The sequence below is a fragment of the Bradyrhizobium sp. UFLA05-112 genome (assembly GCF_053572325.1).
Map to the genome: position 1 here is coordinate 1 of NZ_JBANBK010000002.1, position 14,098 is coordinate 14,098.

Genomic DNA, 14,098 nt, shown 5'->3' on the forward strand with positions numbered 1-14,098 from the left:
GCGCGCGCCATCTTCACACTCCAACGGTCGGGACGAAGAGCTGGCCTGCAATCGAACAAAGAGCTGACCAACCACCTTGACACACCAACTCCCCATGTGAGCAATCCAGAAATGCATCCGTTGAGATAATCTGGATTGCTTCGCTGAGCTCGCAATGACGGCGAAAGGTCCGCCATCGCATCTTCCAATCTACATTTCCAATCGCAGACGTGCAGTCTCGTTTTCGCGGCCTAGCCGCGTGATGGGAATGCAGTCCTGTTTGACTGCGGGCACATGAGTCCAAAGACGCATGCCGTCGATGTCCCCAACAGTAGTTCCCCGGAATGCGCTTTGGCGCCGGTTTTGCATAGTGGTCGGGAAAGCTGCTGGGGGAGCGAATCGCTATTTCTCCACGTCTGCCGCGGTTCGTGGCGGACGAATAGCGGCGCTTGCGCCCCGCGGCGGACACCGACCCGCGGAGACGAAGGAATGTTTGCAAGACATTGTACCGCACTCGTGCTTGGCGTGATCACGCTCGCCACGTCGGCGTTCGCGCGCGACGACGGGCGTTATGCCCATTCGCCGCTCAAGCCCTGGTTCGAGAGCCTGCACAGCCAATACGGGCAATGCTGCTCGGACGCCGACGGCTACGTCATCGCCGACGTCGATTGGGAATCCGACAACGGCCATTATCGCGTGCACATCGACGACGAATGGGTCGTGGTGCCTGACGGTGCCGTCATCACCGAGCCGAACAAGATCGGCAGGACCATGGTGTGGAAGCACTATGTCGACGGCCATCCGCGCGTCCGCTGCTTCATGCCGGGCAGCATGACCTGAGCATGGAACGCGCGGTGATGCGTCGTTTCCGGGGTGACGCGGGAACGCGGACCCCGGAATCCGGAGAAGTGAGGTGAGAGTCGGGATCGCGATTCGCGAGCCGCGGAATGAAAGCGTGTGAGTTAGCGCTGCTCGCTCGTCGCGGTCGCGCTCGCGAGCACCTTGACGCGCGGCGACAGCACGGCGATCTGCGCAGGCGAGGCGGGCATGCCTTGGACGGTTAGCGTCGGCGTGGAGGTCTGCTCCTGAACGTCGGCGGCGCCGAGCACCTGGACCTGCGTGGCCGAAATCGGAAATGACTTCACTTCGTAGGAGGGAAGCTCGCCGGCAAATGCTCCGGCGGTGCTGGCGATCGTCATGCCGGCAACGGCAATCATCGAAAGAATCCGCATACCCATTCTCCTTGGGAAGATAACCAATCGGAGGATTGGTCGCGATGACACCGGTGCAGGTTCGCAGATCTGCCAAACGTGAGCCAAGATATTTGGTTGCGCATACGAAGCGCGACGAAGCGATTCGGAAACGCTCCGCTGTTATGTTTCAGGACTGTTTCGTGAAGCCGCTCGCGAGCGAACAGGCTTCGGCTTCATCATGCGTTCCGCGCCAAGTCTCTACTTTTCGCACCGTCATGTCGGCATGAGGTCATCGCAATCCCTCACGGGAAGTCTCGCATCAGCGTCCCCGCAACGCCGCCATGCGGATGTCGGACGGCGTCGCTCCAAAGGCGCGTCGGAAGGTCCGGTTGAAATAGGAGATGTCGGAGAAGCCGCACTCGAAGGCGATCGCGCTGATCGTATGTGACGCAAATGCAGGATCGCGCAGCATCTGCAATCCGCGCTCGAGCCGGCGAGCGAGCAGGAATTCCGAGAACGTGGTGCCGTCGCGCTCGAACAGCTTCTGGACGTAGCGCGGTGTCACGCCGTGCCGCAAGGCCAGCGCCGCAACCGAGAGATCGCCGTCGCCGAGATGCTTGCGGATCTCCGCCTTGATCGATTGCAGCCGCGCGGCTGCAACACCGCGTTGCTGCGCCTCATGCGCCGCATCGGCATTGGCGCCGATCGCAAGCGCAGCGAGATCGACGATGTGGTTCGCTGCGACCTTCGCCAGTCCGACATCGTCGAGCGGGCCATTCTCATACAAGGTCTGCACGTAGCGGATCAGGAGCAGTAGCGCGCCGTTCTCGGCGGGGATCTGTCGCGCATAGGCCGCGCCGAGATCCGGGACCAGGGCCGAGACCTCCGGCCGTGGCAGCACGATGGTGATAAAGCTGCCGAAGCTGTGCATCGTGTTCGCGGATGGATCAGTACCCGATATCACCGAAGCGCTGCCGGGCCGGCCGATGATTTCGCGACCGAGTTGCTGTGTCGTGGCGGCTCCACTCATCAGCATGGACAATGCGAAGCCGTCCCTCGCACGGGCAAGGTGTTGCCGCGTGACGTGATAATGCGCAGGCGATCGCGATCCCGAGACCAACCCGACGCCGGGTAGGCCCTGGAACGTCACGCTGGCATGAAATGGTTGGTCGCTGATGGTCTCGATGTCGACGTTGGCGATGTTGCGGCCGTATATCTCGCGCCACATCGAAAGACGCTGGCGGGCCGGAAATGCATCAGTCGATGCCTGAACGGGAGAGAAGGACGGAGGAGGCGAGGTCATGCTGCGTAGTCGTGATCTACCGTCCGGCAGTTCGATGGCTTGGCCGCGTTGATAACGAATTCCGGCGCCATTTCAATCGCGATGGTCAGTGTGGCCGCAATACATCGTTTGTCACCAAAGCGTCAGATGAGTTCGCATCAGTCCCAACCAGTTCTCTCCAGTCCGAGCACGTGACGGCCTCGTGCGGATAGCTGTTCGCTCTCGCGTCGACGTTGACGCGATCGAAGCTGATTCTGGAGGAGTTGGAATGAGGTTGGGGCTCGGGATTCGCAAGGCGCTGCTGACGACGACGGCGGTCGCCGCGTTTGCTGCGTGTGGCGACACATCCGTCATGGCCGGCGATACCGAGGCCCTGCTCTCGCTGCTTGCCAGCAAGGGCGTGATCTCATCGAGCGAGGCGAGGGCGGTTACCTCCGCGCCACCTGCCGAGCAGGGCGATCGCCTGGTGGCAATCCTGCGCAAGAAGGGGGTGCTTGCCGACGGCGACATGCAGGCGCTGAAATCGAGGACGCGGCCGGTGAGCGTGGCCGCAACGGACGCCCGCCCAGCCGCGGCGTCCGTCGTGCCGCCGCCGGCCGCGACGCCTGCCGGCTCTGCGCCGATGCCGCGCAAGGCGGCGGCGTTCGAGGTCGGCGGCTTCGAGATCGCGCCCGTCGGCTACCTCGCTTTGACGGGCGTCAGCCGCAATACAAATACCGGCAATGCGACCACGACCAATTTCGGCGCGATTCCGTTCAACAACACCGTCAGCGGCAACAACACCGAGACGCGGCTGTCGGCGCAGAACACCGTGCTCGGTCTGCGCGCGCACGGCAACATCAGGGGTGTCGATCTCACCGGCTATTTCGAGGGCGATTTCAACGGCAACGACCCGGCGAACACGTTCGTCAATTCGAACAGCCACACCTTTCGGATGCGGCTAGCCTATGCCGACGTGAAGGCGGGCCAGTTCGAGACGAGTTTTGGCCAGACCTATAGCTGGCTGACGCCGAACCGCCACGGCATGGGTCCCGATCCCTCGGACATTTTCCTGACCAACAATATCGACCAGAGTTTCCAGGTCGGCCTACCCTGGGCGCGCCAGGCGGCGGCGCACTTCGCGTGGCACGCGACACCGAATTTCACCATCGGTGCCGGTATCGAAAATCCGCAGCAGTACGTTGGTAGCAACGAGGTGGTCTACCCGTTCGCTTTCAATGCGCAACTCGGCAATCAGTTCGACACCGGCGCAATTCCCGGCACGCCGAACCGGATGCCGGATGTGGTCGCCAAGGCAGCCTACGACAGCGACGTATGGTCCGGGACGCGGCTGCATCTCGAGGCAGCCGGCATGTGGCGGCATTTCCGGGCGAACAGCCTGGAGCAGAGTATCTCAAATTGGGTCTGGCACGATACGAATGGCTGGGCGGCAACGGTTGCGGGCAATCTCGAATTCTTCAAGACCTTTGCACTCGTGGGCAACGCGTTCTGGAGCGATGGCGGTGGCCGTTACCTTGGAGCGCTCGGCCCTGACCTCGTGCCGACAGTGACCGGTAGCGGCCCGGCGACGTACTCTGCCGCGCTTTCGACGGTTCGCTCGTACGGCTATCTTGCTGGCTTCGAGTGGCGCGTGCTGCAGCCAACAGTCCTGTCGGCCTATTACGGTCAGGCGTTCTTCGAGAACAACTACTTCCTGGATCCCACCAACCCGTCGCCCAATCGCTATGCCGGCTTCGGCTATCCGCAATCGTCGAATGCCGCCAACAAGCAGATCGAACAGTGGACGCTTGATCTCAAGCACACCTTCTGGGCTGACCCGCAATACGGCGCTATCACGGGCCTTGCGCAATACTCCTATCTGCGGCGTGAGCCCTGGTTCGTAGCCAACGGCGCGCCGCCTGAGGCGCATACGCACCTGTTCTTCACCGAGCTGCGCTACCAACTCCCCGGCAATTAGGCGAAATACGAGGATGAGACCAATGATCAAGCATGTAATTGCCCTCGCTTCGCTGTTGGGCCTGATCGCCGGCCAAGCCGCGGCGGCCGATCTCGCGGCGGTGCCCTATGCGCAGGTCGCGACTGTCGCACCACGGACCGGATTCCATGTCGGCGTCGCCGGCGGCTGGGGTCGCGGAACCTCGCGCCATGAGCAGACAAACTTCACGTTCGGCGGCGGCTTTGGTGATTCCGGGGATTTCGGTCAGACCGGGTGGATCGCCGGTGCCACGGTTGGATACGATTGGCAGTTCGGCTCATTCGTCGTGGGCGTCGAGGGTGACCTCTCGGCGGCCGACATCGACGGCAATACGTCGAAAGGTGGTTGCGCAGGTCCAATTCCGTGCCGGACGAGAATCACGTGGCTGCACACGGGCCGCGGCCGTGTGGGTGTGGCATTCGGCCAGTTCATGCCCTACATCACCGGCGGCATTGCGTTCGCCGGACTCAAGGCCAACAATTCTGTCGCAGAGAACTCCCAGACGGATGGTGTGCGGGGCGCGGTGGTCGGCGGCGGCCTGGAATGGATGTTCCTGCCGCAATGGTCGGCGAAGGCGGAGTATCTCTTCATCCCCTCGTTCACGACGACGACGCCGTCGGATTTGTACGGCACGCTGACCGAACGCAATGTCAGCCTGGTGCGGTTCGGCGTGAACTACCATTTCGGCTCGGACGGACCAGTGACGGCGCGATACTGATTGCAAGACGCGCAGGCCTGACTCGTATTGAAATGCCGGTAGCAAAATCTTGCTGCCGGCATTTCGCTCGATTGAGCAATCGTCCGAGACGGAACAGATTCGGACCGGCTCGATTATCCGACTTGCGGCAATTTTTTGTGCGTGCCTGCATGGCCGCGCATTTCGAGCGGGACTTAACCGCTTGTCGTCCGTTACCTGTCGCAGCGTACGGGTCCGAACAGGATGGCTGTCGAGACGGAACTGAAATTCCGCGTGCCGGTGCGCCATTGCAAGGCATTGGCGAACGGGCGCATGGCTGGCGGCAAGATCGGACCGCGATCCGAGAACGATCTGGTGTCGACCTACTTTGATACCAGAAAATACAAGCTGAAACGGCATGGCCTCACGCTTCGCGTGCGTGATGACGGTGATAAGCACATCCAGACCGTCAAATCGGCCAACGGTGCGCAGTTCGGCCGCGGCGAATGGGAGACGGAGATCAAAAACGGTGCGCCGAACCTCGACAAGGTGCAGGGCACTCCGCTCGAGCCGTTTGCATCCGGGAAGTTGCGTCGCAAGCTGAAGCCCGTGTTCGAGACATCGGTGCACCGCATCACGTTGCCGCTTCGTACCAGGAGAAGTGAGATCGAACTCGCCATTGATCGCGGACATATTGTCGCTGCGCAGCGCTCCAGCCCGGTCGAGGAGCTTGAACTGGAACTCAAGAGCGGCCGGCTCGTTGATTTGTTCCGCGTCGCAAGGTCGATCGAACGGAAATCGCAAGCCGAACTCGATCTGCGATCGAAATCGGATCGCGGTTATGCTCTGGCGCGCGGCGAGGAACATCCGGTTCTGTCCGCCGAAAGTATCGCCTTGAATGCCGACCTGAGGGCCGGCGAAGCCTTCCGGACCATCGGTCGCGCGACGGCACGCCATTTCTCGGGCAATGCCGACGCTGTCCGCAATGGCGATCCGGAAGGAATCCACCAGATGCGAGTGGGATTGCGCCGCCTGCGCGCGGCCATCTCATTGTTCTCGAACATCCTGTCCGGGACGGGCACGAACAGGATCAAGCAGGAACTGAAGTGGCTGACCAACGAACTCGCGCCCGCGCGTGAGCTCGATGTCTTCGTGACGGAGAATATCGAGCCTGCCACGCGCGATCTGTTGCTGCGCAGGGGCGGCAAGGCCATCAAGAAAGAGTTCCGTGCCAGGCGCGAGCGCGCCTTCGCGCGCGCAAGAGAAGCCGTCAATGCGCCGCGCTACCGGTCCCTGCTGGTCGATACGCTGCAATGGATCGAGGCCGACCAAACGATTGCGACAAAAGATGCCAAGGCGCCGATCGGCAAATTCGCCGGCAACCTGCTGCATCGCCGCATCAGGAAGCTGCGCAAGCAGGGTCGGCATCTCGACGAGATGTCTGCCCGGGAACGGCACAAGCTGCGCATCAGGGCCAAGAAGATCAGATATGCGCTCGAGTTCTTCGAAAGTCTTTTTCAGTCCAGGCGCGAACGGAAGCAGATGGCAGGGCTGTCCAGGCATCTGAAGAAGATTCAAAACGCGCTTGGCTCGCTCAACGATTTCGTCGCGCATCGCGACTTGGCTGTCGACGCAGCGCTCAAGGCGCGGGCGCCACGCCATGAGGGGCGCGCGCGTGCATTTGCTTCGGGCGTGGTACTCGGCCGGGAGGATCAGGCGGTCAAGCCGCTGGTGAAGGTTGCGGAAAGGGAAGTGCGGGGGTTGGAGCCGATCAGCGGATGAACTGGTTCGGCACTTCGCGGGCGCGCGTCGGCTATTCGGTTGGCTCCTCGCTGGTCTACCTGACCGGCGGTGTCGCCTACGGCAATGTCAGGACCACCCTTGTCGACACCAACAATTTCGGTCTGTTCGTGTTTGCCCACACCAGCCAGCTCCAGGAGCACATCTTCCGCTCCGGGCTGAACTATCATTTCAACACGCCGGTGGTGGCGAAATACTGAGACGACGCCATCGCGCATCCTGACTGCGCCTCGGACAGAGGTACGGTCGCGAGCCGATCACGCGCCGAGTTTGGACTCGCGTACCGTCGCGTCCGGCCTCTCGCGCAAGTCGGGATTGAGCGCGAGCCCGAGGCCGGGACCGCGCGGCGCCGACACCATGCCGTTGCGGACGACGGGAAGCTCCGTCACGAGATCGCGATACCAGGTGGAGAGGGTCGCGCGGACGACCTCCTGGAAGATCGCGGTTGGCGCATGGAGGGCGAGATGCAGGCCCGCCATCAGCGCAACCGGGCCGGTGCAATCGTGCGGCGCGACCGGCTTGTTGTAGGCCTCTGCAAGTGCCGCGATCTTGCGCGCCTCGCTCAGGCCCCCGCACCAGGCGATGTCGAGCATCACCACGTCGAGCGCTTCCGACGCAAGCAGGTTGCGGAAGCTTGCGGCACCCGCAAGCGTCTCGCTGCCGCATATCGGCGTCTTCACCCGGCGCCTGAGATCGGCGAGGCCCTGCGCGTCGTCCATCTTGCAGAGCGGATCCTCAACCCAGAACACGCCGTAATCTTCGAGCGCGCGGCAGATGCGTTCGGCGGTGTGGGCACCCCACAGGCTGTGCAGCTCGCACATGATGTCGATGCGGTTGCCGACGGCAGCGCGGACCTTGCGGAACGGCTCGAGGCCGGTCTTGAGATCGGTCAGCGTGATCGAGTGGCCACCATTGGCGGCGAAGGGATCGAATGGCCAGATCTTCATCGCGCCGTAGCCTTCACTCACGAGGCTCTCGGCGAGCGCGCCGGCGTCGCGCATGAAGGCAATCTGGTCGTCATAGGGGCCGAGTGCGGCATCGTCAGCGCCGATCTCGCGGCGTTTCGCGCTCTTGGTATTGTAGGCATAACCCGCGCAGGTGTTGTAGGCGCGAATCTCCAGCCGGCTCGCGCCGCCGAGCGCTTCGTGCACGGGAATGCCGTGGCGCTGGCCCTTGATATCCCACAGCGCGATGTCGATGGCGCTCGCCGCGCGGACCTCTGCGCTGACGCTGTGAAAGCCGAGATAGGGCGTTAGCAACTGGCGGGAGATCGCCTCGATCCGCCGGGAGTCTTGGCCGAGCACCAGGGGCGCCGCAAGCTCATGCACGGCTGCCTCGACCGCCTGCGCTCCGCGAAAGCTCTCACCGAGGCCGGTAAGCCCTTCGTCGGTCTCGACCTCGACCCAGATCAAGTTCGGCCGCTCGTCGATGCGGATGGTGCGCAAGGCGGTGATACGGGACATTGAGAGTCCTCTTGATTGTTGCTGTCCTGTCGCCGGCGCGACGCGGCGGTGTCACGTCACGGGCGCGGGATTGAACAGCGTCAGGTCGTTGTGGATGCCCCAGCGATCCGACCACGGCTTCGTGCGGCCGCTGGCGACGTCGAGGATCAGGCGGAACAGGTCCCAGCCGGTTTCCTCGATGGTCTTCTCGCCGGTGGCGATGCGACCGGCGTCGAAGTCGATCAGATCCTTCCAGCGCCGCGCAAGCTCGCTGCGCGTCGCGACCTTGATCACGGGGGCGGCGGCGAGGCCGTAGGGCGTGCCGCGGCCGGTGGTGAAAACCTGCAGGGTCATGCCGGAGGCGAGCTGAAGCGTGCCGCAGATGAAGTCGGAGGCGGGCGTTGCCGCGAACAGCATGCCCTTCTGCGTCGCCTTCTCGCCGGGCGAGAGCACGCCTGCGATTGCACTCGAACCGGACTTGACGACCGAGCCGAGTGCCTTCTCGACGATGTTGGCAAGGCCGCCCTTTTTATTGCCGGGCGAGGTGTTGGCGCTGCGGTCGGCGCCGCCGCGGGCGAGGTAAGAGTCGTACCAGGCCATCTCGCGCACCAGCGCGCGGCCGACGTCCTCGTTGATGGCGCGGCGGGTGAGGAGCTGGATGGCGTCGCGCACCTCGGTGACTTCCGAGAACATCACGGTGGCGCCGGCGCGCACCAACAGATCCGCGGCGTAGCCGACGGCAGGATTGGCGGTGACGCCGGAGAATGCGTCGCTGCCGCCGCATTGCAGGCCGATGACGAGATCGGAGGCGGGGCACGTCTCGCGCTTGCGGGTGTTGAGGATTTTCAGGCGCGCCTCGGCCTGCGTCATGATCGCACCGACGATCGCACCGAAGCCGTCGAAGGCTTCATCCTGCATGCGCACGATGGCGTCGTTTACGCCCTCTGGCACCAGCCGCTCGGGCGCAAGCTTCTCGCAACCCAGGCTAATAACGAGAATCTCGCCGCCGAAATTCGGGTTCAGCGCGAGGTTTTGCAGCGTGCGGATCGGCACGACAGCGTCCGGCGCGGCGATGGCGACACCGCAGCCATAGGCGTGGGTGAGGGGAACGACGTCGTCGACGTTTGGGTATTTGGGCAACAGCTCGGCGCGGATGCGCTTCACCGCATATTCCATCGTGCCCTTGACGCATTGCACGGAGGAGGAGATGCCCAGAATGTTCTTGGTGCCAACCGATCCGTCCGGATTGCGATAGCCTTCGAAGGTATAGCCTTCGAGCGGGGGAAGCGGAGCGGGGACGGCGGTCGAGATTTCCAGCTTGTCGAGCGCAGGGGCTTCCGGCATGCGGATGCGCGCCTCATCGACCCATTCGCCGGCTGATATCGGCGAGAGAGCGTAGCCGATCACCTCGCCATAGCGGACGATTGGCGCGTCTTGCGCGATATCGACCAGCGCCGTCTTGTGGCCTTGCGGCACGAAGGCGCGCAGCGTCAGCCCGCAGGCAAAGCGGGAGCCGGCGGGGAGCCCGAAATCATTGACCACGATCGCGACATTGTCGCGCTCGTTGAGCTTGACGTAGAGAGGCTGTTCTTTCGCTGCGACTGACTGGTCCATCTGCTCTTGCCTCATGAACTGAAATCGTAGGGTGGGCAAAGGCGCGACGCGCCGTGCCCACCATGCTTCACCCCGAACATAAGCGGTGGGCAAGCTTCGCTTTGCCCACCCTGCGACGATGGCCTATCAGCCAGGGAACGTGTAGCCGGTCTTCACCGTGGTGTAGAACTCGCGGGCGTACGAACCCTGCTCGCGCGCGCCGTAGCTCGAGCCCTTCCGGCCGCCGAACGGCACGTGATAGTCGACGCCGGCGGTCGGCAGGTTGACCATCACCATGCCGGACTCGCTGTTGCGCTTGTAATGCGTGGCGTATTTCAGGCTGGTGGTGCAGATGCCGGAGGCAAGGCCGAACTCGGTGTCGTTGGAGATCGCCAGCGCCTCCTCGTAGTTCTTGGCGCGGATGACGGCGGCGACGGGGCCGAAGATCTCCTCACGCGCGATGCGCATGTTGTTGTTGGCCTCGGTGAACAGCGCCGGCTGGAGATAATGGCCCGGGGTCTCGCGCTTGAGCAGCTCGCCGCCCCAGGCGAGCTTGGCGCCTTCGTCCTGGCCGATCTTGATATAGCGCAGGTCCTGATCGAGCTGGCTCTGATCGACCACCGGGCCGATATGGACACCAGCCTTGAGTGCGTCGTCTACCGACAGGCCGTTCAGGCGCTCGGCCACCGCCGCGACGAAGCGGTCGTGGATGCCTTCGGTGACGATCAGGCGCGAGGAGGCCGTGCAGCGCTGGCCGGTCGAGAAATAGGCGCCGTTGACGGCGACCTCGACGGCGGTCTTGAGGTCGGCGTCGTCGAGCACGACCAGCGGATTCTTGCCGCCCATCTCGAGCTGGAATTTCTTCATGGGGTTGGAGAGCACGCAGGCCTGCGCGATCTTGCGTCCCGTCTGCACCGAGCCGGTGAAGGAGATCGCGGCGACGTCCGGATGATCGAGCAGCGTCTGGCCGACCACGGAGCCGGAGCCGACGACGAGGTTGAACACGCCTGCCGGAATGCCGGAGCGGGTGATGATCTCGGACAACGCATGGCCGGAGCCCGGCACGAGTTCAGCGGGCTTGAACACGACCGTGTTGCCGTAGCAGAGCGCGGGCGCGATCTTCCAGGCGGGGATCGCGATCGGGAAGTTCCAGGGCGTGATCATGCCGATGACGCCGACGGGCTCGCGGGTGATCTCGACCTCGAGGCCGGGACGGACAGAAGCGCCTTTCTCGCCGATCAGGCGCAGCGCTTCACCGGCGAAGAACGCGAAGATCTGGCCGGCGCGGGCGACCTCGCCGATGCCTTCGGGCAGGGTCTTGCCTTCCTCGCGGGCGAGCAGGCGGCCGAGTTCTTCCTTGCGGGCGAGGATTTCGGTCGAGATCTTGGTCAGCGCGTCATAGCGCTCCTGCGGCGTCGAGCGCGCCCAGGCCGGGAAGGCGGCCTTGGCAGCCGCAATCGCTTTCTCGGTCTGCGCCTTGTCGGCCTTGGCATATTCGCCGACGACGTCGTTGGTGTTGGAGGGGTTGATGTTTTTGGTGATGCCGGAGCCGTCGACCCATTCACCGCCAATGAAATTCTTCAGGATCGCAGTCATCTTTTTCCTCCATACTTAAGGGGCATGATCCTCATCGGAAAACCGGTGTCCACTTTTCCGGGATCATGCCTGAAGTTTTTAGCGCACGAGGCAAGGACGCTTGTCGTCGAACGTCCAGCCGGGGATCAGGTACTGCATGGCAATAGCGTCATCCCGGGCACCGAGTCCATGCTGCTTGTAGAGGCCATGCGCGGCTTCGATGGCTGCCCGGTCGATTTCGATGCCCAGGCCCGGTTTGTCGGGAATGGCGATCTTGCCGCCCTTGATCTGGAGCGGCTCCCTGGTGAGCGCCTGGCCGTCTTGCCAGATCCAGTGGGTGTCGATGGCGGTGACCTTGCCGGGCGCGGCGGCGCCGACATGGGTGAACATGGCGAGCGAGATGTCAAAATGGTTGTTGGAGTGCGAGCCCCAGGTCAGTCCGTTGTCGCGGCAGGTCTGGGCAACGCGCACCGAGCCTTGCATGGTCCAGAAATGGGGGTCGGCCAGCGGGATATCAACCGCGCCGAGTCTCAATGCGTGAGACAGCTGGCGCCAGTCGGTGGCGATCATGTTGGTTGCCGTCGGCAGTCCGGTGGCACGGCGGAACTCGGCCATGATCTCGCGGCCGGAGAAGCCGGCTTCGGCGCCGCAGGGGTCCTCGGCATAGGCAAGGATGCCGTGCATGTTCTTGCAGAGGCTGACCGCCTCATCGAGCGACCAGGCGCCGTTCGGATCAAGCGTGACGCGCGCATTGGGAAAACGCTTGGCGATCGCGGTGACGGCCTCGATCTCCTGCTCGCCGCGCAAGACGCCGCCCTTCAGCTTGAAATCGGCAAAGCCATAGTGATCGTGGGTCGCTTCCGCGAGCCGCACGATTGTCTCGGGCGTCATCGCTTCCTGATGGCGCAGGTTGAACCAATCCGGCTTGCCGCTCTCGCCTTCGACATAGGCGAGGCTCGTCTTGCGGCGGTCGCCGACGAAGAAGAGATAGCCGAGCGTCTCGACGCTCTTGCGCTGCTCACCCTCGCCGAGCAGCGCTGCGACTGGCAGGCCCAGATGTTGGCCGAGCAGGTCGAGCAGCGCGGATTCCACCGCTGTCACGGCGTGGATCATCACGCGCAGGTCAAAGGTCTGCTTGCCGCGGCCGCCGGCGTCACGGTCCGCAAAGGCGGTGCGGATGTCGGCGAGGATGTTGTTGAGGGCGCCGACCGTCTTTCCAACCACGAGATCGCGGGCGTCTTCCAGCGTCTTGCGGATCTTTTCGCCGCCCGGCACCTCGCCGACGCCGGTATGTCCGGAGTTGTCGGTGAGGATGACGATGTTGCGGGTGAAGAACGGCGCATGCGCGCCGCTCAGATTGAGGAGCATGCCGTCGCGGCCGGCGACCGGGATCACCTGCATCGACGTGACGATTGGCGCGCCGGAAATTCCGCTCTCGACCATCTTCTGCTCCTCCCTTTTGTCTTTCGTTATTCTGCTGCCTGTTGTGCCGATTGCGCGGCGGGCAGGTTTTGCACGAGCGCGGTGAGTTCCGCCATCTCCTGCTCGTTGAGATCAGTGAGCGGCGGACGGACCGGACCGGAGTCGCGGCCGATCACCTTCATGCCGGCCTTGATGATCGAGACCGCATAGCCCTTCTTGCGGTTGCGGATCGCGATCAGCGGCAGGATGAAGTTCTTCAGGCCTGCATTGATCGTCTCGTGATCGCGCTTGCGCACGGCTGCGTAGAACTTGGTCGCAAACTCCGGCACGAAGTTGAACACGGCCGATGAATAGGTGGTGACGCCCATGTCGAGATAGGGCAGGGCGAAGGTCTCGGCTGTCGGCAGGCCGCCGACATAGGTCAGGCGGTCGCCGAGCTTGGTGTAGACGCGGGTCATCAGCTCGATGTCGCCGATGCCGTCCTTGTAGCCGACGAGGTTCGGGCAGCGCTCGGCGAGGCGGGCGAGCGTGTCGGGCTGGAGGATGGCATTGTCGCGGTTGTAGACGATGACGCCGATCTTCACGGAAGCGCAGACCGCCTCGACATGGGCGGCGAGGCCGTCCTGCTCGGAATGGGTGAGATAGGGCGGCAGCAGCAACAGGCCGTCGGCGCCGGCCTTTTCCGCGCCGATCGCGATCTCGCGCGCGGTTGCGGTGCCGTAGCCGGTGCCGGCGAGCACGGGCACGCGGCCCTTGGTCTCGTCGACGGCGACCTTGACCACCTGCGGAACCTCGGCCGGCGTCAGCGAGAAGAACTCGCCGGTGCCGCCGGCGGCGAACAGGCCAGCGACGTCATAGCCGCACAGCCAGTCCATGTTGGCGCGGTACGTCGCCTCGTCGAAGGAGTAGTCCGCCTTGAACGGCGTGACGGGGAAGGACAGGAGGCCGGAGCCGATCTTCTGGGCCATCTCCTGCGGGGTCATCTTGCTCATGGGCGCTGCTCCCTCTGGGTTTTGAAGGCGGCGCGCGGACCTGCGCGCCGGATGTTTTGGAGGACGCGCGGTGTGGCGTCCGATGTCTCGGAGGTCGCGCTGTAGACGCGCGTCCATGGGCCGTTACTTAAGAGACCGTTCGATGCGCGTCCAAGCCAAATCCTATATC

12 protein-coding genes are annotated in these 14,098 nt (G+C 63.7%); 5 read left to right on the plus strand and 7 right to left on the minus strand.

Features of this window, described 5'->3' with window-relative positions:
* The first annotated feature begins 468 nt into the window (after window positions 1–468).
* A complete protein-coding gene (locus tag SO180_RS01225) occupies window positions 469–819 on the plus strand; it encodes a hypothetical protein (protein ID WP_449377023.1) in 351 nt (116 codons plus the stop codon).
* A gap of 122 nt (window positions 820–941) precedes the next feature.
* On the opposite strand, the gene SO180_RS01230 is transcribed toward SO180_RS01225, so the two are convergent.
* Window positions 942–1,211, minus strand: coding sequence for a hypothetical protein (locus tag SO180_RS01230; RefSeq protein WP_449377024.1), 270 nt, complete (start codon window positions 1,209–1,211; stop codon window positions 942–944).
* A 280-nt stretch (window positions 1,212–1,491) separates the two neighbouring features.
* Window positions 1,492–2,475 carry an AraC family transcriptional regulator gene (locus tag SO180_RS01235; RefSeq protein WP_449377025.1) on the minus strand — a complete coding sequence of 328 codons (984 nt, stop codon included), beginning with the start codon at window positions 2,473–2,475 and terminating at the stop codon, window positions 1,492–1,494.
* Between the two features lie 247 nt (window positions 2,476–2,722).
* Between SO180_RS01235 and SO180_RS01240 the strand changes: the two genes are divergently transcribed.
* The 4 genes from SO180_RS01240 to SO180_RS01255 all read left to right on the plus strand — a co-directional run bounded on the left by SO180_RS01240 (window position 2,723) and on the right by SO180_RS01255 (window position 7,105).
* On the plus strand, window positions 2,723–4,411 hold the full coding sequence (locus tag SO180_RS01240; protein WP_449377026.1) for a hypothetical protein: 1,689 nt from the start codon (window positions 2,723–2,725) through the stop codon (window positions 4,409–4,411).
* Between the two features lie 22 nt (window positions 4,412–4,433).
* Window positions 4,434–5,147, plus strand: coding sequence for an outer membrane protein (locus tag SO180_RS01245; protein ID WP_449377027.1), 714 nt, complete (start codon window positions 4,434–4,436; stop codon window positions 5,145–5,147).
* Between the two features lie 222 nt (window positions 5,148–5,369).
* Complete coding sequence (locus SO180_RS01250; RefSeq protein WP_449377028.1) at window positions 5,370–6,887, plus strand: CYTH and CHAD domain-containing protein; 1,518 nt, start codon at window positions 5,370–5,372, stop codon at window positions 6,885–6,887.
* The gene (locus SO180_RS01255; protein WP_449377029.1) at window positions 6,884–7,105 is read left to right on the plus strand and encodes a hypothetical protein; all 222 of its coding nucleotides are present in this window, start codon (window positions 6,884–6,886) and stop codon (window positions 7,103–7,105) included. The genes SO180_RS01250 and SO180_RS01255 overlap by 4 nt, the downstream gene beginning before the upstream one ends.
* 57 nt (window positions 7,106–7,162) lie before the next feature.
* Here SO180_RS01255 and SO180_RS01260 read toward each other — a convergent pair whose 3' ends face one another.
* From SO180_RS01260 to kdgD, 5 genes are all read right to left on the minus strand, one after another.
* Window positions 7,163–8,368, minus strand: coding sequence for a mandelate racemase/muconate lactonizing enzyme family protein (locus SO180_RS01260; RefSeq protein WP_449377030.1), 1,206 nt, complete (start codon window positions 8,366–8,368; stop codon window positions 7,163–7,165).
* Between the two features lie 51 nt (window positions 8,369–8,419).
* Window positions 8,420–9,961: a galactarate dehydratase gene (garD, locus tag SO180_RS01265; protein WP_449377245.1), complete on the minus strand. Its 1,542-nt coding sequence runs from the start codon at window positions 9,959–9,961 to the stop codon at window positions 8,420–8,422.
* Window positions 9,962–10,087: 126 nt separating this feature from the next.
* Entirely contained in the window at window positions 10,088–11,536 is a 1,449-nt protein-coding gene (locus tag SO180_RS01270; protein WP_449377031.1) for an aldehyde dehydrogenase family protein, read from the minus strand.
* Window positions 11,537–11,614: 78 nt separating this feature from the next.
* Complete coding sequence (gene gudD / locus SO180_RS01275) at window positions 11,615–12,958, minus strand: glucarate dehydratase (protein ID WP_449377032.1); 1,344 nt, start codon at window positions 12,956–12,958, stop codon at window positions 11,615–11,617.
* Window positions 12,959–12,984: 26 nt separating this feature from the next.
* Entirely contained in the window at window positions 12,985–13,929 is a 945-nt protein-coding gene (gene kdgD / locus SO180_RS01280; protein ID WP_449377033.1) for a 5-dehydro-4-deoxyglucarate dehydratase, read from the minus strand.
* Between the last annotated feature and the right edge of the window lie 169 nt (window positions 13,930–14,098).

What these genes read in the sequence shown, in the direction of transcription:
- SO180_RS01225 (WP_449377023.1), top strand. Translation starts at nt 469, where the DNA reads ATGTTTGCAAGACATTGTACCGCACTCGTGCTTGGCGTGATCACGCTC.
- SO180_RS01230 (WP_449377024.1), bottom strand. Translation starts at nt 1,211, where the DNA reads ATGCGGATTCTTTCGATGATTGCCGTTGCCGGCATGACGATCGCCAGC.
- SO180_RS01235 (WP_449377025.1), bottom strand. Translation starts at nt 2,475, where the DNA reads ATGACCTCGCCTCCTCCGTCCTTCTCTCCCGTTCAGGCATCGACTGAT.
- SO180_RS01240 (WP_449377026.1), top strand. Translation starts at nt 2,723, where the DNA reads ATGAGGTTGGGGCTCGGGATTCGCAAGGCGCTGCTGACGACGACGGCG.
- SO180_RS01245 (WP_449377027.1), top strand. Translation starts at nt 4,434, where the DNA reads ATGATCAAGCATGTAATTGCCCTCGCTTCGCTGTTGGGCCTGATCGCC.
- SO180_RS01250 (WP_449377028.1), top strand. Translation starts at nt 5,370, where the DNA reads ATGGCTGTCGAGACGGAACTGAAATTCCGCGTGCCGGTGCGCCATTGC.
- SO180_RS01255 (WP_449377029.1), top strand. Translation starts at nt 6,884, where the DNA reads ATGAACTGGTTCGGCACTTCGCGGGCGCGCGTCGGCTATTCGGTTGGC.
- SO180_RS01260 (WP_449377030.1), bottom strand. Translation starts at nt 8,368, where the DNA reads ATGTCCCGTATCACCGCCTTGCGCACCATCCGCATCGACGAGCGGCCG.
- garD (WP_449377245.1), bottom strand. Translation starts at nt 9,961, where the DNA reads ATGGACCAGTCAGTCGCAGCGAAAGAACAGCCTCTCTACGTCAAGCTC.
- SO180_RS01270 (WP_449377031.1), bottom strand. Translation starts at nt 11,536, where the DNA reads ATGACTGCGATCCTGAAGAATTTCATTGGCGGTGAATGGGTCGACGGC.
- gudD (WP_449377032.1), bottom strand. Translation starts at nt 12,958, where the DNA reads ATGGTCGAGAGCGGAATTTCCGGCGCGCCAATCGTCACGTCGATGCAG.
- kdgD (WP_449377033.1), bottom strand. Translation starts at nt 13,929, where the DNA reads ATGAGCAAGATGACCCCGCAGGAGATGGCCCAGAAGATCGGCTCCGGC.